Here is a 25,004-nt window from a genome sequence, read left to right as displayed (position 1 = left end):
GAAACAGAAAAGCAAAGTTGCAGGCGTTTAATTTCAACTAACAACTAACAACTAACAACTAACAACTAACAACTAACAACTAACAACTAACAACTAACAACTAACAACTAACAACTAACAACTAACAACTAACAACTAACAACTAACAACTAACAACTAACAACTAACAACTAACAACTAACAACTAAAACCCTCTTTGTCTTTTAGCTTCAAAAATTAAAATAGCAGCAGCTACAGATACATTCATGCTGTCAATTTCGCCCTGCATCGGAATAATGATGTTTTGTGTTGCAGCATCACGCCATTCCTGAGTTAGCCCTGTAGCTTCAGTTCCTACAACCAACGCAGTGGGAGTAGTGAAATTTTGTGTATGATAAGAAGTTGAATTTTGTAAAGTTGCACAGTAAAAATCAATTTTTTTCTCTTTCAGAAAGGCAATGATTTCCGATGTGCTTCCGGTTGCAATCTGATTGGTAAACAAACATCCAACACTTGAGCGTACTATATTTGGGTTGTATAAATCGCTTTTTGGGTTTGCAATTAAAACAGCATCCAGATTAGCGGCATCGGCAGTACGTAAAAGCGCTCCAATATTTCCTGGTTTTTCAGGAGCTTCGGCTACCAGAATCAATGGGTTTTCGGATAACTTTAAATCTGATAATTGCAGTGATTTGGTTTTGGCTACAGCCAAAATTCCTTCTGTCGTATCGCGATAAGCCAGTTTTTGATAGACTTCTTTGTTGATTTCGATTCGCTGAATCGATGATGAAACGAGTTTGTTAATTTGATTTTCGGTAACCAGTTCAGGTAAAAATAAAACGGTTTCTATTTCGTATCCGCCTTTTTGAGCTAATGAAATTTCACGTAATCCTTCAATCAAAAATGTGCTGGTTTGTTTGCGGGCTTTTGCTTTTTCCTGTAATAAAACAAGCGATTTTATAAGCGGATTTTGCACTGAAGTGATTTGTTTCATTTTTTGAGCGACTAAGATTCTGAGGCGCTAAGGTACTGAGATTTTTTGAAAAAGGAATAGCTCAGAATTATAGAGATTTTTCTGTTGAGATTAAATTTTAGATGCTTTTGTCTTTTTAATATTTATTGCAGTTTTTACTGCTACCAGAATTAGAGTTATAACTAAGAAGATTTGTATACCTATGGCGATGCGAAAAATATTTTTCATACTGTTATCTTCATGTATTTGTATATTAGCGGAAGGAGGTGGATAAATTGTCCATCCTGCTTCTACGATAAGTAGTCTTGTTATCTTAATTATATATGCCACCACTATAATCATTAATATATTTGAAAATAGGAACATTCCGTTGATAATGTTATTCTTTAATCGTGAAGCTATTGTACGAACTAAGTAAACGATAAAAAATAGAACGGCTATAATCAAAAAAAGAATATTAAGCGATTCTATCACAAAATAGGTATCGTGAATATTTATATCTATTGTAGATTTATTATTTGAATTGAAAGACAGATCAGGATTATAAATTAAGTAGCTGATGATTAGTAAAGCTACTGGCCAAATAATTTCTTTTTTTAATATTTTCATATCAATTTACATGTCACATTTTATAACTCTCATCTTACAATCTGGCTACAAAATCCCTCTCGACTTAATCTCTAAATATTTATTAATAGCATCCAGAGTCAGATTCTCAGGCTGAGTCAGAACCGAATGTATTCCGTATTTTTTTAGTTCATTCGCAATAAGACGTTTTTCAAACATGAATTTTTCGGCGATTACTTTGTCGTAGACTTCCTGAACTGATTCGGTTTTTTTGTTGATGATTTCGTTTAGTTCAGTATTGGTGAAGAAAACGACAACCAATAAATGACTTTTCGCAATTCCTTTTAAATATGGTAACTGGCGATTCAATCCGTCCATGGTTTCAAAATTCGTATACAAAATAATCAGGCTTCGCTGGTTGATGTTTTTCTTGATATCTACATACAAACGGCTGTAATCACTTTCAAAAAAATCGGTTTTGATGTTGTATAAGGTTTCAAGGATTTTTTGCATCTGTGAGCCTCTTTTTTCGGCAAAAACTCTGTTTTCTACTTTTTTAGAGAAGGCAAAAATCCCGGCTTTGTCCTGCTTTTTCAGAATCACATTAGCCAAGACCAAAGTCGAATTTATAGCATAATCCAATAGGCTCAAACCATTAAAAGGCATTTGCATAACACGTCCTTTGTCAATGGCTAAATAAACCGACTGTGATTTTTCGTCCTGAAACTGATTGACCATCAAGGCGTTTTTCTTGGCTGTAGCTTTCCAGTTTAAAGTTCGAAGATCGTCGCCCTGAACATATTCTTTAATTTGCTCAAACTCCATCGTATGCCCAATACGTCGGATTTTTTTGATTCCATATTGGAACAAATTATTTGAAAAGGCCAGTAAATCATACTTTCTTAATTGAATATAAGACGGATACGTAGGGACCATCTTGTCTTTATCGAAAGTAAATCTTCTTGAAATCAGTTTCAAAGGAGAAGAAACGTAAATATTTAAGTTTCCAAAATAGTATTCTCCACGTTTTGTCGGGCGTAAATCGTATGTGATTTTATCCTCGCCAGAAGCTTTAACGGTTCTCACTATTTTAAAATCACGTACCTGAAACTGAAACGGAATTTCATCAATAATTTTAATTGAAATTGGGAAAGTATAATGATTTTTGACCGAAATATTTATCGGGTTTAAATCACCATTGGAGAGTTTTTCAGGCATGTCCCTCGAAGCTTCAATTCCGGTTCTGGCAATATACAAAATCAGGAGGTCAAGCGCCAGAAAAGTGATTAAAATCAGGACAAGAAACCATACTCCGTTGTATAAAACAGGAAAAATAAAAGCGCAAACAAACAGTGCTATGATACCTAAAAGCACATAGAAAAAGAAGTTGTTGAGATATAGACTTTTTATGAATTTCATTGTTTATTTGTTTAAAGTTTAAAGTTATCGGTTATCTCTTAGCCTCAAACTTATAACCCATAACTTTTTATTACCTCGGAATTTCGACAGTTTCAATAATCTGTTTGATGATTTCAGAGCTTGTAATTCCTTCCATTTCACGTTCAGGAGCTACAATTACGCGATGTTGTAAAACCGGAACAGCAGCTTCTTTAATATCTTCAGGAGTTACGAAATCACGACCTCGAATAGCTGCAAAACCTTTAGCTGCATTCAGAATAGCGATTGAGGCACGAGGTGAAGCTCCTAAATATAAAAAGGCATTCTCTCTTGTATTTACTACAATTCGGGCAATGTATTCCAGTAAATTTTGCTCAACTCTAATTTGTTTTATTAAAGTTTGATAACCTTTGATGTCTTCGGCAGAAAGAATCGTTTTGATAGCTTCTAATTTTCCGTGATCCTGTAGTAAATGCTCTCTCTGAATAATTAGGATTTCTTCATCTAATTTTGGATAATCAATCGAAATTTTGAATAAAAAACGGTCCAATTGGGCTTCTGGCAAACGATAAGTACCTTCCTGTTCTATTGGATTTTGTGTAGCGATAACCAAAAACGGAGTTTCAAGCTGATAGGCTGAACCATCAATAGTAATCTGACGTTCTTCCATTACCTCAAAAAGAGCTGCCTGAGTTTTGGCAGGAGCACGATTGATCTCATCAATTAGAATCAGATTAGAAAAAATAGGTCCTTGCTTAAATTCAAATTCTGAACTTTTTAAATTAAAAATAGAAGTTCCTAAAATATCTGATGGCATTAAATCCGGTGTAAACTGAATTCGGCTAAAGCCTATATTTAGCGTTTTTGCTAATAACTTGGCAGTAATCGTTTTAGCAACTCCGGGAACACCTTCCAGTAAAACGTGTCCGTTTGATAAAATTGCTACCAAAAGCTGATCGATCATTTTGTGCTGACCTACAATTACTGTTTCAATTTCGTTTTTGATAGTATTAACATGATCTAAAAGCGGCGCTAAATTTAGCCTTGTTTCAAAATTCACATTTTCGTTCGTGATTTCAGTTTCTGTTGTATTGATATCGTCCATGTTTGGTATGTTTTCTTTGATGTATTTCAGTTAAAAATATTAATGTAAAACTTTCTCTATTGCATTATTGATTTTGATTAAATCTTCTTCAAGGCTTCCGTGATAACTTTTTCGATATTCATTGATTAAAAATACAAGTTCCCTGATGTCATTTTCATCTTTTCCGGATTTATGATGCAGTTTTTTAATGAAATCGTCATCCAGTTTTGAAGTATCCATCAAATATTCATTTCGGATTCTTTCCAGGAAATAAATGATTTTTTTGTCAATAATATTATCATGATCACCTTCCTGGTAGTATAAATTTCCAATGGTTTTGGTAAAATCAACCGTTAGGTTCGGTAAAGGTTTTAGTATTGGTACAATCCTTTGTTTTCGTTTCGCATTAAAAAGAATAAAAATCAGTATCCCGATTAAAGATAAATACAATGCCGATTCCAACGGAGGCTGGCTTAAAATGTAGCGTAATGGAGAATCAGAAATCGATTCGCTGTTTTGTCCTTTTGTGTACCAGTAAACATCGCCTTTCGGAATATAAGAAAGAACACTTTGTGCATATTGATAGTGATCGTCTTTTAATAAGTGAAAATTAGAAAAAGCAGCAGGCTGTGTATGTAAATAAAAGTATCCGTTTGCATATGGAACTTTTATGAAATTGATGTGTTTTTGATTTTCCTTATTGGCCTGATATCCTAAAACAGTAGTGTTTAAAGTATCAATTTTTGAAAAATAATAATTACCCATCCCTTCAATAAGATGGAATTTTTTGTGGCTTACATTTTTATTAGCCAGCCATATTTTAGTACTGTCAGAATACTGGAAATCGGTTCTGAAATCAACTTTTAAGCTGTCTAACAACAATTGAGGAAAGGTTTTCATGCTCAGGAAGGCACTATTTCCATGCGAAACAAAATAAAAAAGCTCTTTCATGGACTGCTCGTCAATGGAAGCAAATTCTGTGATGTTAAGGAAAGTTCCTTTTATTTTGTAAGTTCCAACTACAGTGTCAGGGACATATTTAGAATCTAAAAATTCATAAGGTGTCAGGGCAGAAACTCTTTCAAGTTTTTGCTTTTTTAAAAGACCGTTAATTTCTTTATCGAAAACATATAACCCAAGCGGAATTTTATCGTTTACCGAATAAGTTGGAGTCCAGTCAATTCTTTTTGGAGAATTGCTGCCTGCTATTAAAATTAAGGCAAAAACCAAAACCAGTATAGCGATATAAACTTTGATCGATTTACCCATGGTTAAAGGTTTTTAGGGATTTTTTAAATTGGTTTTCGACTTTTAAGAAAGAAGTTTCATCAATTTCAAATTCGCCATACCAAATATAATTGTATAAGTAGGACAGGTAGGTGAATTCTTCTTTATGAACAGGACTTTTAATTTCGTACAAATAATCTGTATTCGTTTTTTCAATATCCCATTCGATATAATGATTTTTTGCCATAATCTTCAACAACCAAAGATAATAGTATCGTATTGCAACTCTTTTCTCTCCGGCCTCTATACTTTCTTTTATCAGTTTTTCGAAATCCAGAAGGTGGATGTTTTTTTCAGCATCAGTATAATGAACTATTTTCTGTTTTGCCTCTTTACTGAAAATCCATTGTCCTTCTTTTGCAATCAAAGCTTTTACGATTAAATAAATTACGAAAACGACAATCAGGATAGCTAATACTTTTAATAAAACTGCTACAAAATTGAGTGAAGCCTGTGGATCTTTAAAAGTGAACATTTCATCAAAAATGCCAGCCAGCCATTCTTTAAAATGATCCCACCAATTTTTTTCTGCTTTTTTTTGCTCATACACAAAATCACTGTCGGTATATTCTTTTTTGAAATTTTTCTGAAATGATTTGGCTTCAATAGTGTCCGAATCGACAGAAATATCGGCTTCTGTATATTTTATCGGGGCAACTTTAGTAGGTTCGGATTTAACCAAAGTATCCTGTGCATTCAGGATATTGCAGCACAGAATAAAAGATAAAATAAGTAATAATCTATTCATTATTGGTTATGGTTAATTCGATTTGGTTTAAGGCTGTTGTATTTTTTTGTGAACAATAAAAGGATAAACCAGATAATAAAAAGAGATAACACTCAATGTAAAAAGGATGATAAAACTGCTCAGCCAGTTAGGCATATCGATAGAGTAGCGGGTAATAAAACCTTCAAGAAATCCGGCACTAATTGTAAACGGAAAGGTGCTCAGGAATATTTTAAAACTGTTTTTAAAACCTATTTTTAAAGAATTTACCCTTGAAAAAGTTTTAGGGAACAAAATAGAAGCTCCTAAAATAAATCCGGCAGCCGTTTCGATTACAATGGCAAAAATTTCCATAGAGCCGTGAATCCAGATTCCGCGGACACTTTTCCAAAAAACATTCTGTTCGTAAAAGAAGTATTGAAAGGCTCCCAGCATGATACCGTTTTGGAGGGAAATGTACAAGGTACCTATACCTGCGAAAAGTCCCCAAATGTAGCATCTTGCGCCTACATACAGGTTATTCATAGTAATGCCAACAAAACTGCCCCAGTTGCTTCCGGAACCATAAACAGCCATTGGGTTTCCTTTTTTGATGTTTTCCAAAGTCATATTGACATAGCCATCGCCTAAAATTAAACGAACAAAGTCCTGATCAAATCTGGCAGAAATTACACCCATTGCAACAGTTACAAAAAACAAGACAAAGGCATACAATAAATATCTTTTGTATTCGTAAACCAACAGAGGTACTTCGGTTTTGAAGAATTCCAGAAACCTGTTTTTTTCTGCCCGTTTTGTTTTGTAAATCTTTTGATAAATCTGTGATGCAAGGTGATTTAAGTAAATCACGGTTTTACTTTTGGGGTAATATGTTTGCGCATACGACAGGTCATTCATCATTTGAATGTATAAATTAGCTAACTCATCAGGATTTTTTTTAGCTTTACCCAAAATAGCCAGTTCAAATTCCAGCCATTTTTCTTTATTTTGTTTTATGAATGCAACTTCTCTCATTGAGGGCTAAAATATAAAATATGTCAGAATTATCTATAAACACAACACAAAATGTTAAAATAAATTTTATAGCCGCTTCTGCAGGTGAGCGAATAGGAGCATACTTTCTGGATTTGATCATCAAAATAGCCTATGGAATAGTGATTTACCTGATTTTTTTCTATTGGCTCAATCTGGATCTTTTGTTTCAAAATTTAGATCAATGGTCAGTAATGACAATTATTCTTGTATTTTATTTTCCGGTTTTAATTTATTCCTTAACATTAGAAAGTATTTTTGAAGGACAGACAATAGGGAAAAAATTAGTGAAAATAAAAGTCGTAAAAATAGATGGTTACCAGGCAGGTTTTGGAGATTATCTCATGCGATGGTTTTTTCGGTTAATTGATATTTCTATCCTTAACGGAATTATAGCCTTAATTACTGTTGTTTCAAGTAAAAAAGGGCAGCGGTTAGGTGATATGGTAGCAGGAACTTCAGTAATTACCCTAAAAAATAAGATTGATATCAGTCATACAATTTTAGAAGAAATAGAGGAAAGTTATGTGCCAACATATCCTTTAGTCATAAAATTATCAGATAATGATATGCGAATCATAAAGGAAACATTTTTAAAAGCCGAAGCCAAAAATGATTACGAAATCATTTATAAGCTGGTTTATAAAATTGAAAGCGTCACCGGAATCAAAAATCAGTCAATTGGAGATCCTGCCGGTTTTATCCGTACTGTTTTGAAAGATTATAATTTTTATACGCAGAATATGTAGATTGGAAATTACAATGTTAATAACAATTTCAAATTCAATATTTTTTTTAATCTCAGAATCTTACAATAATGTTCCATTTTTTAGATATTATCGGTACAATGGCGTTTGCTATGTCGGGTGCTTTAACAGCCATGCATAAAAGACTGGATCCGTTTGGTGTTTTTATCATTGCTTTTGTTACAGCAGTAGGTGGCGGAACACTGCGTGATGTCCTGATTGGAAGAACCCCGGTTGTATGGATGCAGGATTTACAATATGTGTATGTAATTATTTTAGGGTTTATATTGGCAATTCTTTTCAGGAAAAAATTTGATAAACTTCGTACTTCATTGTTTTTATTTGATACAATTGGACTAGGAGTCTTTACTTTAATCGGTTTGGAAAAAGGAATCATGACAGGGCTGCATCCTGTAATTTGTGTTGCTTTAGGAACCATGACAGCCTGTTTTGGAGGTGTAATTCGTGACATTTTGTGTACAGAAATCCCAACCATTTTCAGAAAAGAAATTTATGCTACTATTTGTATTTTTGGCGGAATTGTATTTTTTGTTTTACGCGAATTAGATTTAAATAAGGATGTTTTATATTTAACAACATCTGTTGTCATTATTACAGTGAGATTAATGGCTGTAAAATTCAAATGGTATTTGCCCGCTTTTGATTATAAATAATGGAATCGAATAAATACACCGTAAAAAAATACGACAAAACTGATTTTAAAATCTGGAATGACTTTATTACTCAGGCTAAAAATGCTACGTTTTTGTTTCATCGTGATTTTATGGAATATCATCAGGATCGTTTTGAAGATTATTCTTTAATGATTTTTGAAGATAAAAAATTAGTTGCGGTTTTACCGGCAAACAGAGTTGAAGACACTGTTTATTCTCATCAGGGACTGACTTATGGAGGGTTGGTTTTTTCTTCAAAATTAAAGGGAGAAAATGTTGCGTCTGTTTTAGATGAAGTACTTTTTTTTCTAAAAGAAAATTCAGTTAGTTTTTTTTATTATAAACCTATTCCAGGTTTTTATACTTTTAATGGAAATCAGGAAATAGATTTCTTTTTATTTAAAAAAGGAGCTGTCTTGGAAAGAAAAGAAATGAATCTGGCGGTAAATCTGATGATTCCTTTGGATATTTCCAGGAGTAAATTAAAACATTTCAGAAGAATTGAAAATCTTCCTTTGGAAATAGTTGAAGAACAAAGATTTGATGTGTTTTGGGAAGAAGTTTTGATACCAAGGCTTGCAGAAAAACATAAAGCAAAACCGGTTCATACAAAAGAAGAGATTACAAGATTGAAAAACAATTTTTCTGAAAATATTAAACAATTTTCAGTTTATTATGATCATGAAATTGTTGCAGGAATAACAATTTTTGAAACAGAAACAATTGTGAAATCGCAATATGGAGCGACAACGAAAAAAGGAGAAGAGATAAGAGCTTTGGATTTTCTATTTATTAATCTGATAAGAAAATACAAGCAGGAAGGAAAGCTTTTTTTTGACATGGGAATTGTTGGCGATGCTAATGAAAAAGGATATAACCCCGGACTTTTAAAACAAAAAGAGGAGTTAGGATGTTCTGTTTATAACCAGGATTTTTTAAAAATTACTATATAAAAAAAATGATAAAATTCCTTGATCTAAAAAAAATTAACGAGCCTTACGAAACCGCTTTTCAAAATAAATTGAAATTAGTTTTAGAAAATGGCTGGTATATTTTAGGAAAAGAAACTGAGGTGTTTGAAAAGGCTTTTGCAGCCTATTGTAATTCGGATTATTGTATTGGAGTCGGAAACGGTTTTGATGCTCTGGTTTTGATTTTTAAGGGATACATTAAATTAGGAAAACTTCAGAAAGGAGACGAAGTTATTGTTCCTGCAAATACATACATTGCCAGTGTCTTGGCTATTTTACAAGCAGGTTTAGTTCCGGTTTTAGCTGAGCCAAAATTGGAAACTTACAATATCAATCCCGATTTGATTTCAGAAAAAATAACTTCTAAAACGAAAGCTGTTTTGGTAGTTCATCTTTATGGTCAATTGGCAGAAATGAATCAAATTGATGAAATAGCTTATCAAAATAATTTATTGGTTATCGAAGATGCAGCGCAATCACATGGTGCGACTCAAGACTACCAACCACAAACCACCAGCCATCAACCTAAAGTTAAAGCTTTTAGTTTTTATCCCGGTAAAAATTTAGGTGCTTTGGGTGATGGAGGGGCGATTACCACAAATGACCCTGAGTTGGCAAAAATACTTTTTTCACTTAGAAATTATGGTTCTGAAAAAAAATACCATAACGAATTTGTTGGCGTAAATTCAAGATTAGACGAATTACAGGCAGCTTTTTTGAACGTCAAATTACCAAATTTAAATAACGATAACGAAAAACGCCGTGAAGTAGCCAGACGTTATTTGACTGAAATAAAAAATCATAAAATAACATTGCCTTTTTGGGACTTCTCTGAAAATCATGTATTCCATTTATTTGTCGTTCGAACTGAAAACAGAGATTATTTACAACACTATTTGTTAGAGAATGAAATTCAGACAATGATTCATTACCCCATTCCAATACATAAGCAAAAAGCATTTTCAGAATGGAATAATTTGTCTTTTCCAATTACCGAAAAAATACATAACGAGGTTTTAAGTCTTCCTATGAGTCCAATTTTGACCAACGATGAGGTTAGCTTTATTATTGATGTTTTAAATAAATATTAAATTGAGTTTCATTAAAAAAATCATTAATACGCAATTGTTTAAAATTTCTTCTTTAAACAGTTTAAGTGTTTTGTTGAAAGTTGGAATAGGGCTTGTAACCTCCAAAATTTTAGCTGTTTTTGTTGGTCCTGGCGGTATGGCTTTGGTTGGGAACTTAAGGAATTTTATGACATCACTGGAAAGTATTTCTACCTTGGGTTTTTTGAATGGTATTGTGAAATATGTGGCAGAGACAGGCAATAATAAGACCCAGCTTCAGAAAATAATTGCGACTGTTTTTATTGGTCTTTTTTTGTTGGCTCTTGTCTTGAGCGGGATTTTATTTTTCTTTGCAGCCTACTGGAATACTAAAATTTTTGGAATTCATTTTCAATATTCTTTTGTTTTTAAAGTATTGGCAATGACATTGCCCTGGTATAGCGTTTCATTGTTTTTTGTATCTGTAATTAATGGTTTGGGACAATTCAAGAAAGTAATTTGGATTACTATTTGTGGCAATTTTATTGGATTATTGATGACCTTGGTTTTGGTAGTAAATTACAAAACCTTAGGTGCTTTAGTTACTATAGTGACTATGCCGGCTTTATTATTTTTTTTGAGTTTTTATTTCGTAAATAGAGAGATTTCTTTTTTTAAAATTATTCATTTGAGAAATTTTGATTTTAAAATTATAAAAAATCTTTCTTCTTATTCTTTAATGGCGTTAATTTCCTCAGTGTTTGGACCGCTGGTTTTATTGGCAATCCGGAAAAATGTTATTGCCGAGGTTGGGATTGAACAAGCTGGTTATTGGGAAACGATGACCCGAATTTCTTCTTATTATATGCTGTTTGTAAGTACTATTTTATCGGTGTATTTTTTGCCTAAGTTGTCTGGGGCCAAAAGCAGGGAAGAGACAAAAAAGGTTTTTTGGGATTATTACAAAAGTATTTTGCCTCTGTTTATTGTTGGTCTTTCTTTGATTTATGTACTGCGTTTTTTTATAGTGCAATTACTTTTTACTAAAGAATTTCTGCCGGTAGCATCAATGTTTTTTTGGCAGTTGACCGGGGATATTTTAAAAGTGGCCTTTTTAATTTTAGGGTATCAGTTTTTTGCGAAAAAAATGACTAAGGCCTTTATTGTCTCTGAAATAGCATCACTTGCGGTATTGTATTTTTTAAGTGTTTATTTAATTTCAATTATAGGAATTCAGGGTGTTTTAATTGCACAGGTACTGGATAATTTGATTTATTTACTGGTTTTGGTAGTTTATTTTAGGAAGAGTCTGTTTTGATTAAAGATTAAAAATCAAAAATCAATTTTTCGATTACTCATTTGAATTCGCTAAAAAAATGCCTAGTTTTGAGAAAATTAAAAAAAAATGATTTCATTATATTTTGATCCCGGAACGGGAGCCTTAATTGTTCAGTTTTTTGCGGCAGCTGTCGCAGGTATTCTACTTTTTTACAGAACGGTTCTGGCAAAAATTAGATCCATTTTTGGTATAAAAAATAAAGAAGAAGAAGATTTTATGGATGAGTCCAAGGATAGGGAAGAGCAGTAATAATATGGATTCAAACAGAAATACGTCCTCTTTTCGTGATCCTTCAGGCTATGTTTTCTTGGAGGACAATAAAATAAAAAGGGTTATTAATCCTGTTTACTTCAAGCAATATAGTGCTTTGATGTCTGGCGGTTTTTTTCAAAAGCTGTTTGATAAAAAGTATTTGGTACAACATCACGAAATTTCAAAATCAGATTCAGAAATCATTGTTGAAGCTTCAAAAATTCCTTTTGTCAATTATCCTTATGAATGGAGTTTTTTGCAATATAAGCATGCGGCTTTGCTGACTTTGAAAATCCAAAAGCTGTCTCTGGAAAATAATTTTACTTTAAAAGACGCATCTGCTTTTAATATTACTTTTCATGAAGGAAAACCTGTTTTTATAGATACGCTGTCTTTTGATTTTTATAAAGAAAATAATCCATGGCGAGCCTATAAACAGTTTATAATGCATTTTTTAGGGCCTTTAGTGTTGGCAAAATACTTTGGTCAGGAGCATTTAAAAATGTTGTCTCAGAATCTTGAAGGTCTTTCGTTACAAAAACTCTCTCAGTTATTGCCTTTAAAAAGTTATTTTAGTCCAATGTTATTAACCAATATTCATTTATTGGCGAAATATGACAAGAAATACGAATCAGATAAAAAAACAGTAAACAACAATTTATCGAAAGCTTCTCAGATAAAACTAATTGATGGATTGTATAATTATATTCTGAATTTGTCAGTTAATGAAAAAACAGAATGGGATCATTATTACAACCAAATCAATTATAATGATGTCGCTTACCAATTCAAGAAAGAATTTGTCAAAGATTGGTTTTTGTCCATAAAAGGGAAATCCTTGATTGATATAGGAGGTAATGATGGCACGTTTTCAAGAGAATTAAAAAACGAAGCCGATTTTTTAATTGTAGCAGATGTTGATCCCAATGCCGTACAGCAAAATTACAGGAAGGTATTAAAAAATAAAGAAAAAAACATATTGCCTCTTGTAGCAGATGTATTGAATCCGACAGCTAATTATGGTTTTAATAATGAAGAACGTTTCTCTTTTATCGACAGAGTAAAAGAGTTAAATCTTGATGGCTGTTTGGCTTTGGCTGTTATTCATCATATTACACTATCAGGCAATATCCCGTTTTCACTTTCGGCTCAGTTTTTCTCTAAAATGGCCTCTAACCTTTTGATTGAATTCCCGACAAGAGCTGATTCCTGGGTTCAGTTTTTACTGGACAGTAAAAGAGAATTCAAAAATCATTTTGATTTTTATAATGAAGAAAATTTTGAAAAAGAATTTGCTGTTTATTTTGAAATTGTAAAAAAGGAAAGAATTACATCTTCTGAACGAATTCTATATAGTCTGAAACGCCGTTAAAATGAAATTAGATATTAGACAAAAATTAAATGTTTTTTTGAACACCTCCAATCCTTACCCTGTTTTATCGGGGTTTAGTGTTGGTTTTTATGCTTTAGCATTTCATTTTTCTAATAATTTTGATTCAGTTAATTCCTGGGAACACTTATTTTTTTATACTTTTTATTATATTTTAATTTCCATTACCACAATTTTTGTTTTAAATAAAATACTTCAGAAGTTTAAATGGGATGGTTTTATACCGCAATTCATTACAATTTTGATGTTGCTGCTGCTGTCTTTTTATTTATTTGGAGTTTCAAATGTATTGGGCTCATATAAAAAAATAGGTTTGTTTTTATTTTTGAGTTTCATTGTTTTGGCATTTAAAATAAAAAAAAATAAACATCTGGCTTTTTTTCTTTTTTTGATGTCAGCAATTCCAGTCTATAAGTTGGTAAAAATTGTTGGATTAAATTTGACTAATTCAACAGAATGGCAAAATCAACCAGATAATATTTTAATGTGTAAATTCAGGAGAAATCCTAATATTTATTATATTCAGCCTGATGGATATGCGAATGATATAAATTTAAAGGGACCTCTTTATAGACACGATAATTCTATGTTTGATAATTGGCTTAAAGAGGAGAAATTTACTTTGTATAATGACTACAGAAGTAATTATGAATCAACATTGTTTTCGAATTCTTCCTGCTTTTATATGAAACATCATTTTTCAAATGAGTTTTCTAATTTTGAGTACGCAAGAGATTACATAGTTGGAGAAAATCCAGTTTTGAAAATTTTTAAGAGTAACAATTATAAGACATTCTTTATAACCGAAAGAGCTTATCTGTTGTCGAATAGACCAAATGTATTTTATGATTATTGTAATTTTAAATGCGATGAAATTCCCATTTATAAAGATGGATGGGAAATTTACAAACCGATTTATGAAGACATAAAAAATCAAATTGAAAGGAATAAAAAGACCAATAATTTTTTCTTTATTGAGAAGTTTAAACCGGGACACATAGGTGTTTATAAGAAAGGAAATTTAGGGGCTGAGAAAGAGCGTAAAGAATATATAAAAAAAATAAAAAAGGCCAATGATTGGTTGAAGATAATGGTTTCTTACATTAGAAAAAACGACCCAAATTCAATAATAATTATAGGAGCAGACCATGGAGGATTTGTTGGTTTTGATTATACATTGCAAGCTCAGGACCGGATTACAGACCCAAAACTTTTGTATTCTATTTTTGGAGCCAAATTGGCTATTAAATGGAATGATGGTAAACATGCTGAATTTGACAGGCAGTTAAAAACTCCGGTAAATCTCTTTAGAGTTCTATTTTCATATTTGAGTGAGAATAAACAATTGCTGAAAAATCTGCAGCCTAATACAAGTTATAACTGTTATGATTCATCGGATTTTTCTAAAGTTTATAAAGCAATTGACGAAAATGGAAGTTCGGCATTTTTGAATAGTATGAAGTGATATTTAATACTTTTTCCAAGTATTTAAATATCGTTCAGCAATTTTTATATAATTGTGTTCTTGTTCAATGAATATTCGCGCTCTTTTTCCAATAGCAATTATTTCGTCAGGATTTTCAATTAAAAAAGAAAGTTCTTTAACGATGGAATTGACGTCAGGAAGAGCATTGATGCAAACTCTTTCGTTTAAATTATAGTGTTCCATAAATTCTGTTTCGGCTCCGGTAAATACGACTTTTCCTTTTGACATGGCTTCCAGTGCATTGTAACCCTGGTCGTAGCCATAAACCTGATCTAATAGTATATGAGCTTTATTGTAGAGTTTAATGTATTGATTGTATGGGATACTTTTTGTTGTAATAACTTCAATTTTATCAGGGTATTTTTCCTGAATAATTTCCAGTGCTTTTTCAAAAAATAGAACTCCTTTTTTAATAGAACTGCTTTCATTTATTCCCAAAAAAATGATTATTTTGTTCGAAATTGTTAAAGGGGTGGATACAATTTTATCTATATTAATAGGATTAGGGATAAATTGTATGTTATATCCCATTTCTTCCATTGGTATTTTGTAATCCAGATCAGAAGTGATTATTGCAGTAGTTTTTGTTTTAATGAAATCAAAAGTTTTTTGATAGTTTTTTTGAATGTATTTTAAGGTATAGCCGTATTTTTCTTTGAGTTTTTGGTTAGTAAATAGAGGGCTGAGAATTGAATATCTCATTTCATTTTTTAAAAGATATTCGACTATTGGAGTTTCTTCACCACATACTAAAAGAAATGTTTTTTTGTTCTGCCGGAATAGTTTTTTTAATAAAAACCGAGAAAAAACAGGGTATGTTTCTATAGCATTGGAATTAATTAATTGTACAACATCGTAATCTTTTAATTTCGAAAGAAAAAAGTAAAAGCGAATCCCTTTTTCAAGGCTTTCTAAATCTGTTTTAGCGATTAAATAGATAAGATTTTTAATTTTTCTAATGAACCAAAAGTCGCAAAAAAAACTTGGGTACAATGAATAATCTACGTCATATTTTTTAAAATTATCTCCGGTAGCAATGATAACAACATCATGGCCTAATGTAATTAAGGCTTCTTTTAATGAATTATGTAACCTGCTGTATTCACCAACTAAAAGTATTTTCATTTACATAATCGTTTTATATATATTTGCGCAAATGTAGCAACAAATTGGAAGAAAAATATACAAATGAAGATTTAGAAATAATAGTTTCGACTATGAATAGAAACTCATTAGATTTTCTAATTCCAGTGTTTACTTTTGCCCATTTTTCTAATTTTTCGATTCTGATTATTAACCAAACACAAGAAAATAGAATTTTAGTGTCTGACTACCCATCTGTCCGGGTTATTAATTCATTTGAAAAAGGACTTTCAAAAAGCAGAAATTTAGGGATTAAAAATGCAAGAGGTAAGGTTGTATTGATTGCTGATGATGATGTGGTTTTTTTAGAAAATTTTCAGGAAAATATAATAAAAGCCCATAATCTGAATGAAAATGCAACCGCTATATGTTTTCAGACAATTACAAAAGGGGGATGTTTATATAGTAATTATCCAAAATATCAAAAGGAATTGAATAATACAAAAATCAGAAAGGTACTGTCTATTGAACTTAGCTGTAAAGTTGAGGATTTAAAAAAGAGGGAGTGTTTTTTTAATGAATTTTTTGGATTAGGGAGTAAATTTAAGGATTCGGAAACATTTTTTTTTCTAAAGAACATTCGGCATAAAAGATTAAGGGTGATTTTTTATCCTCTTTCGATTGTTATACATGAAGCCTTTTCTTCTAGTGATGATGCTGCTTCTGATCGTGTGATTTACGCAAGAATGGCTGGATATTATAAGAGTCATGGTGTTGTCGCATATTTATTTTTGCTTAAGTATATGTTTTTTTTGCTCAGAAAGTATAAACTGTCTATATCTGAAATAAAAAGAAAGTTTGGGGTTGGTCTATCAGGAATATATGATTATAAATTAATTTTAAATAAAAAATTAGATTCACGTTATGAATAAATTACCTTTTTTTGAACTCATAAATCTTCCAAAAATTGAAGATCCAAGGGGAAATCTTTCTGTAATAGAAAAAGATGTTGTTCCTTTTGAAATTAAAAGAGTATATTATTTATATGATGTTCCTAGTGGAGCAGAAAGAGGTGGACATGCCCATAAGAATCTTAAACAACTTTTGATTTCTTTAAGCGGTAGTTTTGATGTGATATTGAAAAAAGGCGATGAACAAGTTGTTATTACCTTAAATAGGCCTAATATAGGCCTTTTGATACCTACAGGTGTTTGGAGAGAACTGCATAATTTCTCTTCAGGTTCTGTTTGTTTAGTTCTGGCTTCAGCAGTTTTTGATGAAGATGATTATATTCGGGATTTTGATGAATTTATGTCATTTAAAGACTGAACTTCCTAATCCTGAATTGGCCAAAATTGTTTTTAAGCTAATTAGGTAGGTAAGCAAAAAAGCGGGTAGTCTGAGTAACAATCTTTTTTTTAGTGGTAATGTATTTAAGTCTATTTGATTATAAAGTTTATTAAAGTTTTCTTTATCACTAATTAATTTTGATTTTATTGCCAATGAAAAACGATTCAGATCAAGGAATTTTTTTAATTCAGGGTTTGTTTTTTCCAACAATTGATAATTAGAAAAATTAAAAGAATCAATTGTGATTTTGTGTTTTTTGGAAAGACTATTTTGATCATATACATAACGTGTAAGTATTTTCCAAGAGAAGTGAATCGGATAGGCTAATCCAATTCTAATCCATAAATCGGTATCTTCACCGCTTTTTATTTTTGTGTCAAATGAACCAGTATATTCAAAAACGGTTTTATGAAAAACGGCAGAGGAAGAACAAAGCACTGTTCTTTTTGAACTGGCTTTAAAATAGTTCACAACCTCAAAATTACCTGTTTTTTTTATGGAATAATTGGCGGGTATCACACTCTTAGAAGTTTCAATTTCGATTGCGGTCGAAAAAACTTTTAGTTCCGGACAGGCATTAATATTCTTAAACATTTCGTCTAAAAAGTCGGGATACCAATAATCATCAGCATCTATAAACGTAATATAGTCGGATTTAGCTTTTTCTATACCATAGTTTCTTGCCGAAGAAACACCACCATTTTTTTTGCGATGATATTTAATTCTTGAATCATTAAATTGGAGAACTTTTTCTTCACTTGAATCAGTTGAACCATCATTAATAATTATCACTTCAAAATCTGTAAAATTTTGATTGAGGACACTTTTTAAGGTGTTTTCAATAAAATTTTCTTTGTTATATAAAGGAATAATTATCGAAAAGTGTGACATAAAGATTATTTTAATGTGCAAATGTATCCCAATCGGTAAATATCAAAACAGAATAAGTTTGGATTTTTATTTAATATTCTTCTTTTTAAAAAAGGTTCGGAAATTTTAAAAAAAAATATTGCAATTGGTAATAAATGATATCTTTTTATTTTTTTGTAGTTTTTTATTAATGGATTAATTTTTTCGATTTGATCGCAATCAATCAAAAACTCTTTCCTCATTTCAACGGATTTGAGACTTTTTTCGAAGAATATCTGGTTCGTTTCCAATCCTAAATGATAAATAGGATTTTCAATATGAATTACTTTAATTTTGTTAAGGAAAAGCTGATATGCAAAGAAATTATCCATACCATAAAATGCATTTTCTGAGGCATAATTTGTTAGTTTAAAGGTTTCCTTCCAGATTAATATGTTGCCAGAAAAGATGTAATTGTATGGGGTTAAGTTTCTTTTTGAAGCTACTTTTTCTTCTCTGTCTTTTCCGTATTTATGCCTAAATATAATTTCTGGCTCAGATTTTATCTCCTGATAGGAATATCCTCCTACAACGACCTGAAATTTGTTATTTAGAAATGAAATGTAATTATTGATAAAATTTGAATTTACTGGAATTACATCTGCATCTAAAAATAAAAGCCATTTGTATAATGCTTTTTCGGCTAGTTTATTTCGTGTGAAAGTACGACCTGAATTTATATCATTAACCAAATAATGGCAATTTGCTAATTCTTTTATTTTTTGATTTTCAGCAGAATAATAAACAGAAGCATCATCAAGACATACAATTTCAAATTCAATTCCACTTTCCGTGCATTGCTTGTGCAATTCTAAAACAAGATTATAAACATTGTAATTATAGGTAGGAATAAGGATAGAAAGCATTAAAGGAAACTATTTAGTGATATATTTGTAAAGTAAAAAAACATTCAAAAATATGGAATTTATAAATAGGATTGAGCTTGCTGAAATTATTTATAAAAAGGTTAATGATGAAAAAGTTCATCTTTCAAAACAGTTCGCAGAATCAAAAGAAGCAATAGGTTATTTTTTTCTGGATGATTTGCTGCCTGAGGAAATAGCAACAGAGTTATATAGAATTTTTCCTAAACAGGATCAGATGGTTCTGAAAAAAAGCATTAAAGAAGATAAATTTGTTGCAGTTCAAATGAATTTATATAATCCTGTTTTAGAGGAGATTATTTATGCTTTTCAGGATCGCAGAATTGTAGACTTGATAGGTGAAATTTGTCAAATCAAAGATCCTATTCCGGATGAATTTCTTTATGCAGGAGGTCTTTCTATGATGGGAGACAAACAATTCCTGAATCCGCATCTGGATAATTCACACGATAAAGACCGTGAACGCTGGCGTGTATTGAATTTATTATATTATGTAACTCCCCGCTGGAAAGAAGAATACGGCGGTAATCTCGAATTATGGCCAAATGGATTACAAAAACAGCAGCTTACAATTCATAGTAAATTTAACAGACTGGCTGTAATGGTTACGCATAATAAATCGCTGCATTCGGTTTCACCTGTTGTATATGAAGGGTTTAGATGCTGTATTTCGAATTACTACTTTTCAAAAACACCGGTTTTAGCAACAGATACATTTCATGTGACTTCTTTTAGAGGAAGACCTGAACATAAATTTACCGATGTAATCCTTAAAATGGATACTTTTTTAAGGATGAGTATTAGAAAAATTTTCAAAAAAGGGATTAAAGAAAACCCACACGTTTACAAAAAATAAATCAGATTATACACTTCGTTGTACAACCTCAAAAATTCTTTGATCCTCGCATTTAAGTGTTTTAGAAGGGAATTTCATTAACAAAGCGTAATCGTGGGTAGCCATGATAACCGTTTTTCCGTTAGCGTTGATTTTTTTCAAAACTTCTAAAACTTCAGAACTTGTCTGAGGATCAAGGTTTCCGGTTGGTTCATCGGCCAGGATGAATTCAGGATCGTTTAATAGAGCTCTTGCAATTGCAACGCGCTGCTGCTCACCACCTGAAAGCTGATGCGGCATTTTGTTCAGGAAATCTTTCATCCCAACTTTATCCAGAACTTCATCAATTTTATGCTGCATAGCTTCTTTTTCAACCCATCCGGTTGCTTTAAGAACAAACAGCATATTGTCTTGTACAGTTCTGTCCGGAAGTAATTTAAAATCCTGAAATACAATTCCGATTTTACGTCTCAAATACGGAATCTGACTTTCTTTTAAAGCAACCAAATCAAATTCTACAATATGTCCTTCACCTTCCAAAAGAGGCAAATCACCATACAAAGTTTTCATGAAACTACTTTTTCCGGTACCGGTTTTTCCAATGATATAGATAAATTCGCCATGTTCAACGTCTAAATTGATATGTGATAAAATTTTTCTTCCTTCCTGAAATATAGTGACATCTTTAAGAGATAGTACGGTTTCTGACATAATAAAATTGATTTGAATGGTAAAAGTAATAAGTTAACGCTTGGATTCAAAATAAATTTTGATCATTTGAAGAGAAAAATTTTAGTCAGAAGTCATATTCGTAATTTGTTTATATCGTTAAACTATCTTCTTAGAAATTAATCTGTTTGGGAAAGTTAAAATCAGTATTTTGGGTTTTATAAAGCTTGAAATTTAGAAAAGTTGAAACTTTTGTTCATAATAAAAGCTTAAAACGTTTCGTTATAAACGGTATAAAATGATACATTTGAATACTAAATATAACTAAAATGCGTAAAATTTCCAGGTTCTTTTTTCTTCAGATTCTTCTTGTTTCGGCAAGCATGTCGGCACAAAAATCGGCAATTTATACTTACGATTTAAAAGATTTTGACAAAGCACTGGCTTTATATAACGACAAGCAATATGCATCGGCCAAACACATTTTCGAAGCTGTAAAAAATACCGAAACTACTGAGGAAGTTCAGTCGGATTGTGCTTATTACATTGCAAATTGTGCCATAAGGACCAATCAGTCGAATGCCGATGAATTAATGGAGAAATTTGTGTCTGATTATCCAACGAGTACGAAACAAAACCAGGCGTATATTGAGGTAGCCCATTTTTTCTTCGAACAGGCAAATTATCCAAAAGCATTGCAATGGTTTGATAAAGTCGACGAAAGTTATATGAGTAAATCTGATTTGGATAAATTTAATTTTCAAAAAGGGTACAGTTACTTTAATGCCAAAAAGAAAAAAGAAGCTACAGCGTATTTTAACAAAGTAGCAAACTCTCCTGAATATGGCTCTCAGGCTAAATATTACCTGGGTTTTATGGCTTATGAAGGAGATGATTATAAAGAAGCAACCAAGTATTTTGATGAGGTTTCTGGTGAAGAAAAATACAAAGAAAAGCTGTCGTACTTTCAGGCAGATATGAATTTTAAACTGGGGAATTTTCAAAAAGCGATTGATTTGGGACAGGCGGCCATGGCGCAGTCGAATGCAATTGAAAAGTCTGAGTTAAATAAAATTATCGGAGAAAGTTATTTCAATTTGAAACAATATGGTAAAGCGATTCCGTTTTTAGAAAAATATGAAGGCAAGAAAGGTAAATGGAATAATACCGATTTCTATCAGTTAGGCTATGCTTATTACGAGCAAAAAGACTACGAAAAAGCAATTTCTCAATTCAATAAAATTATCGAAGGAAAAGATTTCGTAGCGCAGAATGCTTATTATCATTTAGGTTTGGCCTACCTGAACACAGGTAAAAAACAAGAAGCTTTAAATGCTTTTAAAAATGCTTCCGAAATGGATTTTAATGCACAGATTCAGGAAGATGCAGCTTTGAATTATGCGAAACTGAGTTACGAAATAGGGAATGCTTACCAGACTGTTCCGGGGATTTTGCTTGATTTCTTGAAAAAATATCCAAATAATTCAAGCCGTTCAGAAGTGGAGAAATTATTAGTTGACTCTTATATTTCTTCTAAAAATTATAAAGAAGCTTTGGTTTTACTGGAGAAAAACAGAACTCCTGAAAATAAGTTAGCCTATCAAAAAGTACTTTTTTACAGAGGTTTAGAATTATATAATGAATCAAATTATTCTGAAGCGCTAAAAATGTTTAACGGAGCGATCAAAGAACAAAAAAATCCTGATTTTACAGCTCGTGCAACTTTCTGGAAAGCAGAATCTGAATATGTGACAGACGATTTCCAAAATGCATTATTGAGCTACAAACAATTTGCAGGCTTGTCATCAGCCAAAGCTACAGATGAATATAAAAACATTAATTACAATATTGGGTATACTTATTTTAAACTGAAAGAATACGATCAGGCAGGAAATTCATTTCAGGCTCAAATTGATAATGCTCCGGCTGATAAAGTACGATTAAACGATTCATATCTGCGTTTGGGGGATTGTCGTTTTGTAACTTCAAAGTATGCGCAGGCAATGGAAGCTTACGGAAAAGCAATCAGTGCCAAAGGAGTTGATGCTGATTATGCGCAATTTCAAAAAGCGATTTCATATGGGTTCATGTCCAGAAACGATAAGAAAATTGACGAGTTGAATAATTTTCTTCAGATGTATAAGAAATCAGAATATCGTGATGATGTTTTATTCGAATTGGCTAATACTTATGTCGCTGATAAAAAGAATGAACAGGCTATTAAAACATACGATCAGTTAATTTCAGAATATAAAAATGGTTCTTTTACATCAAAATCAATTCTGAGACAAGGTTTGATTTATTACAATTCAGATCGTGATGAACAGGCTTTGACGAAATTTAAAAAAGTAGCAGCCGAATTCCCAAAAACTCCCGAAGCTCTTGAAGCAGTTTCTACAGCCAGATTAATTTATGTTGACTCAGGAAAAGTGGACGAATATGCAACATGGGTAAGAACTCTGGATTTTGTTTCGGTTACAGATGCAGAATTAGACAATGATACTTATGATGCTGCTTTCAAACAATACAGCCAAAACAATAGTAAGCAGGCCATTACAGGTTTTACAGGTTATGTAAGTAAATTTTCATCGGGATTACATTCATTGGAAGCAAATTTTTATCTGGCACAATTGCTTTATGCAGAAGGTTCAGAAACTAAATCAGTATCAAATTATCAATATGTAATTGCTCAGCCAAGAAGCGAATTTACAGAGCAGGCTTTAAACAGACTGGCTCAGATTTACTTAAAAGCTAAAGATTGCGATAAAGCAATTCCGGTTTTAGTTCGCTTAGAAAACGAAGCTGATTATCCTCAAAATAAAAACTTTGCTCAGGCAAATTTGATGAAATGTTATTACGATAAAAAAGATCACACCAATTCTGTTGTATTTGCCGATAAGGTGTTACAAAATGCAAAAGCAGATGCTAATGTAAAATCTGATGCACAAATTATTGTAGCACGTGCAGCCATGCAAACCGGCGACGAAGAGAAAGCTAAAACGGCTTATGCTAAATTATCGGCAACATCAAAAGGAGAACTGGCAGCAGAAGCTTTGTATTATGATGCTTATTTTAAAACCAAAGAAGGAAAATTTGATGCTTCGAATGCTGCGGTTCAAAAACTTGCTAAAAATTATTCGGGTTATAAATATTACGGTGCGAAGGGATTGGTTCTAATGGCAAAAAATTTCTACGGCTTAAAAGACAGTTACCAGGCGACTTATATTTTGGATAACGTAATCAACAATTTTACAGATTATCCGGATGTGGTTGAAGAAGCTAAGAGAGAATTAAGCGCAATCAAATTGGAAGAGTCTAAAACCAATTCGTCAATTACAAAATAGTTTTATAAGTAAAAAGTAAGATGTTGTCTGTAAAAGGAACATAAAGAAAATTACATTTTACATCTCACAAATCACATTTTACAAGTTATGAGTTTACCTTTTTATATAGTTGATGTTTTTACAGATAAAAAATATGCCGGAAATCAGTTGGCTGTTTTTTTAGACGCCGGAAATCTGAGTTCAGAAGAAATGCAAATCATAGCAAGAGAGATAAATTTTGCAGAAAGCACTTTTATTACAAATTTCGATTTCAAAAGCAATAGTGCTGATGTCAGAATCTTTACACCGGCTCACGAAATGCAGTTTGCAGGACATCCGATAATTGGAACTTCATGGGTTTTAATGAATAAAATCTTTGACAATTCGCCCAATGAAATTAAGCTGAATGTTCCAATTGGACCAATTGCCATTCATAAGGAAGAAGATTTAATTTGGCTGAAAGCGGCGCAGCCGAGATTTTGGGATGTTTTTTCGAAAGAGGATTTTACTTCGTTCAGTAATTTAAAAGTCAGTGATTTTGAGAATCAATATCTGATTCAGGAAGTTTCTACGGGAAGTGCTTTTGTGATAGTGCCTTTAAATAGTAAAAGAGCTTTAGAAAATTTGGTTTTAGATAAAGATAAAACAGATGAATGGCTGAAAAGAAATTGTAAAACCAGTCACAGAGGTTTATATTTTTACTGTATAGAAGATTCAAAAATTATAAGCAGAATGCTGTACATTGAACACAATCAATTGTTAGAGGATGCTGCGACAGGAAGCGCAAGTACTTGTTTGCAGGCGTTTCTTTTAAAGTATCATTCGCCGGAAATTGAAATGATAAATCATCAGGGAGATTATATCGGCCGTCCTTCTCAAATTTATTTCAAAGGAAAATTAACAGAAAATGATTTTGATATAAAAATAGGAGGAAAGGCACAATTTATAGCTAAAGGGGAATGGGAAGCTTAGTTTAAGAAAATAGAATTAAGAGAAT

General features: G+C 31.8%; 24 protein-coding genes. 13 read left to right on the top strand and 11 right to left on the bottom strand.

Annotated features, from left to right (window positions below):
- Positions 1-184: 184 nt before the first annotated feature.
- The 7 genes from GWR14_RS13825 to GWR14_RS13795 form a co-directional block, all read right to left on the bottom strand.
- The gene (locus GWR14_RS13825; RefSeq protein ID WP_163409670.1) at positions 185-973 is read right to left on the bottom strand and encodes a TrmH family RNA methyltransferase; all 789 of its coding nucleotides are present in this window, start codon (positions 971-973) and stop codon (positions 185-187) included.
- A 90-nt stretch (positions 974-1,063) separates the two neighbouring features.
- Positions 1,064-1,561: a hypothetical protein gene (locus GWR14_RS13820; protein WP_163409669.1), complete on the bottom strand. Its 498-nt coding sequence runs from the start codon at positions 1,559-1,561 to the stop codon at positions 1,064-1,066.
- 45 nt (positions 1,562-1,606) lie between these two features.
- Positions 1,607-2,938 (bottom strand): DUF58 domain-containing protein, encoded by a 1,332-nt coding sequence (locus GWR14_RS13815; protein WP_163409668.1) that lies wholly within the window; start codon positions 2,936-2,938, stop codon positions 1,607-1,609.
- Between the two features lie 70 nt (positions 2,939-3,008).
- Positions 3,009-4,022, bottom strand: a complete 1,014-nt coding sequence (locus tag GWR14_RS13810) for an AAA family ATPase (RefSeq protein ID WP_163409667.1) — start codon at positions 4,020-4,022, stop codon at positions 3,009-3,011.
- Between the two features lie 39 nt (positions 4,023-4,061).
- On the bottom strand, positions 4,062-5,270 hold the full coding sequence (locus GWR14_RS13805) for a DUF4350 domain-containing protein (RefSeq protein WP_163409666.1): 1,209 nt from the start codon (positions 5,268-5,270) through the stop codon (positions 4,062-4,064).
- Complete coding sequence (locus GWR14_RS13800) at positions 5,263-6,036, bottom strand: DUF4129 domain-containing protein (RefSeq protein ID WP_163409665.1); 774 nt, start codon at positions 6,034-6,036, stop codon at positions 5,263-5,265. Before GWR14_RS13800 ends, GWR14_RS13805 begins: the two co-directional genes overlap by 8 nt.
- A gap of 27 nt (positions 6,037-6,063) precedes the next feature.
- On the bottom strand, positions 6,064-7,029 hold the full coding sequence (locus GWR14_RS13795; RefSeq protein WP_163409664.1) for a stage II sporulation protein M: 966 nt from the start codon (positions 7,027-7,029) through the stop codon (positions 6,064-6,066).
- A 20-nt stretch (positions 7,030-7,049) separates the two neighbouring features.
- On the opposite strand from GWR14_RS13795, the gene GWR14_RS13790 reads away from it, so the two are divergent.
- From GWR14_RS13790 to GWR14_RS13755, 8 genes are all read left to right on the top strand, one after another.
- The gene (locus tag GWR14_RS13790; protein WP_163409663.1) at positions 7,050-7,796 is read left to right on the top strand and encodes an RDD family protein; all 747 of its coding nucleotides are present in this window, start codon (positions 7,050-7,052) and stop codon (positions 7,794-7,796) included.
- A 68-nt stretch (positions 7,797-7,864) separates the two neighbouring features.
- On the top strand, positions 7,865-8,467 hold the full coding sequence (locus GWR14_RS13785) for a trimeric intracellular cation channel family protein (RefSeq protein ID WP_163409662.1): 603 nt from the start codon (positions 7,865-7,867) through the stop codon (positions 8,465-8,467).
- Positions 8,467-9,420, top strand: coding sequence for a FemAB family protein (locus tag GWR14_RS13780; protein WP_163409661.1), 954 nt, complete (start codon positions 8,467-8,469; stop codon positions 9,418-9,420). The genes GWR14_RS13785 and GWR14_RS13780 overlap by 1 nt, the downstream gene beginning before the upstream one ends.
- Before the next feature lie 5 nt (positions 9,421-9,425).
- Positions 9,426-10,529 carry a DegT/DnrJ/EryC1/StrS family aminotransferase gene (locus GWR14_RS13775; protein WP_163409660.1) on the top strand — a complete coding sequence of 368 codons (1,104 nt, stop codon included), beginning with the start codon at positions 9,426-9,428 and terminating at the stop codon, positions 10,527-10,529.
- A 1-nt stretch (position 10,530) separates the two neighbouring features.
- Positions 10,531-11,805 (top strand): O-antigen translocase, encoded by a 1,275-nt coding sequence (locus tag GWR14_RS13770; protein ID WP_246236323.1) that lies wholly within the window; start codon positions 10,531-10,533, stop codon positions 11,803-11,805.
- Between the two features lie 87 nt (positions 11,806-11,892).
- Positions 11,893-12,075: a hypothetical protein gene (locus tag GWR14_RS13765; protein ID WP_163409659.1), complete on the top strand. Its 183-nt coding sequence runs from the start codon at positions 11,893-11,895 to the stop codon at positions 12,073-12,075.
- Positions 12,047-13,450 (top strand): class I SAM-dependent methyltransferase, encoded by a 1,404-nt coding sequence (locus GWR14_RS13760; protein WP_246236322.1) that lies wholly within the window; start codon positions 12,047-12,049, stop codon positions 13,448-13,450. Before GWR14_RS13765 ends, GWR14_RS13760 begins: the two co-directional genes overlap by 29 nt.
- Position 13,451: 1 nt before the next feature.
- Positions 13,452-14,933, top strand: a complete 1,482-nt coding sequence (locus tag GWR14_RS13755) for an alkaline phosphatase family protein (protein WP_163409658.1) — start codon at positions 13,452-13,454, stop codon at positions 14,931-14,933.
- Positions 14,934-14,936: 3 nt separating this feature from the next.
- Here the strand turns inward: GWR14_RS13755 and GWR14_RS13750 are convergent, their stop codons facing one another.
- A complete protein-coding gene (locus tag GWR14_RS13750; RefSeq protein WP_163409657.1) occupies positions 14,937-16,079 on the bottom strand; it encodes a glycosyltransferase in 1,143 nt (380 codons plus the stop codon).
- Between the two features lie 44 nt (positions 16,080-16,123).
- On the opposite strand from GWR14_RS13750, the gene GWR14_RS13745 reads away from it, so the two are divergent.
- Complete coding sequence (locus GWR14_RS13745; protein WP_163409656.1) at positions 16,124-16,969, top strand: glycosyltransferase family 2 protein; 846 nt, start codon at positions 16,124-16,126, stop codon at positions 16,967-16,969.
- Positions 16,962-17,366, top strand: a complete 405-nt coding sequence (locus tag GWR14_RS13740; RefSeq protein WP_163409655.1) for a sugar 3,4-ketoisomerase — start codon at positions 16,962-16,964, stop codon at positions 17,364-17,366. The genes GWR14_RS13745 and GWR14_RS13740 overlap by 8 nt, the downstream gene beginning before the upstream one ends.
- Here the strand turns inward: GWR14_RS13740 and GWR14_RS13735 are convergent.
- Both GWR14_RS13735 and GWR14_RS13730 read right to left on the bottom strand, forming a co-directional pair.
- Positions 17,352-18,278, bottom strand: a complete 927-nt coding sequence (locus tag GWR14_RS13735; RefSeq protein WP_163409654.1) for a glycosyltransferase family 2 protein — start codon at positions 18,276-18,278, stop codon at positions 17,352-17,354. The two genes, GWR14_RS13740 and GWR14_RS13735, sit on opposite strands and share 15 nt — an antisense overlap.
- A 5-nt stretch (positions 18,279-18,283) precedes the next feature.
- Positions 18,284-19,162 (bottom strand): glycosyltransferase family 2 protein, encoded by an 879-nt coding sequence (locus GWR14_RS13730; protein WP_163409653.1) that lies wholly within the window; start codon positions 19,160-19,162, stop codon positions 18,284-18,286.
- A 52-nt stretch (positions 19,163-19,214) separates the two neighbouring features.
- Here GWR14_RS13730 and GWR14_RS13725 point away from each other — a divergent pair, with 52 nt between their 5' ends.
- Positions 19,215-20,036, top strand: coding sequence for a 2OG-Fe(II) oxygenase (locus GWR14_RS13725; protein WP_187356533.1), 822 nt, complete (start codon positions 19,215-19,217; stop codon positions 20,034-20,036).
- A gap of 6 nt (positions 20,037-20,042) precedes the next feature.
- Here GWR14_RS13725 and GWR14_RS13720 read toward each other — a convergent pair whose 3' ends face one another.
- Entirely contained in the window at positions 20,043-20,726 is a 684-nt protein-coding gene (locus GWR14_RS13720; protein WP_163409652.1) for a cell division ATP-binding protein FtsE, read from the bottom strand.
- 287 nt (positions 20,727-21,013) lie between these two features.
- On the opposite strand from GWR14_RS13720, the gene GWR14_RS13715 reads away from it, so the two are divergent.
- Both GWR14_RS13715 and GWR14_RS13710 read left to right on the top strand, forming a co-directional pair.
- Complete coding sequence (locus tag GWR14_RS13715) at positions 21,014-24,028, top strand: tetratricopeptide repeat protein (protein WP_163409651.1); 3,015 nt, start codon at positions 21,014-21,016, stop codon at positions 24,026-24,028.
- An 87-nt stretch (positions 24,029-24,115) separates the two neighbouring features.
- Positions 24,116-24,979: a PhzF family phenazine biosynthesis protein gene (locus GWR14_RS13710; RefSeq protein ID WP_163409650.1), complete on the top strand. Its 864-nt coding sequence runs from the start codon at positions 24,116-24,118 to the stop codon at positions 24,977-24,979.
- Positions 24,980-25,004 lie beyond the last annotated feature (25 nt).

Source organism: Flavobacterium ajazii, assembly GCF_010614725.1.
In the GTDB taxonomy this organism is placed as follows: Bacteria; Bacteroidota; Bacteroidia; order Flavobacteriales; family Flavobacteriaceae; genus Flavobacterium; species Flavobacterium ajazii.
Note: the sequence above shows the minus strand (reverse complement) of the source record. Positions and strands in the feature narration are given on the sequence as shown.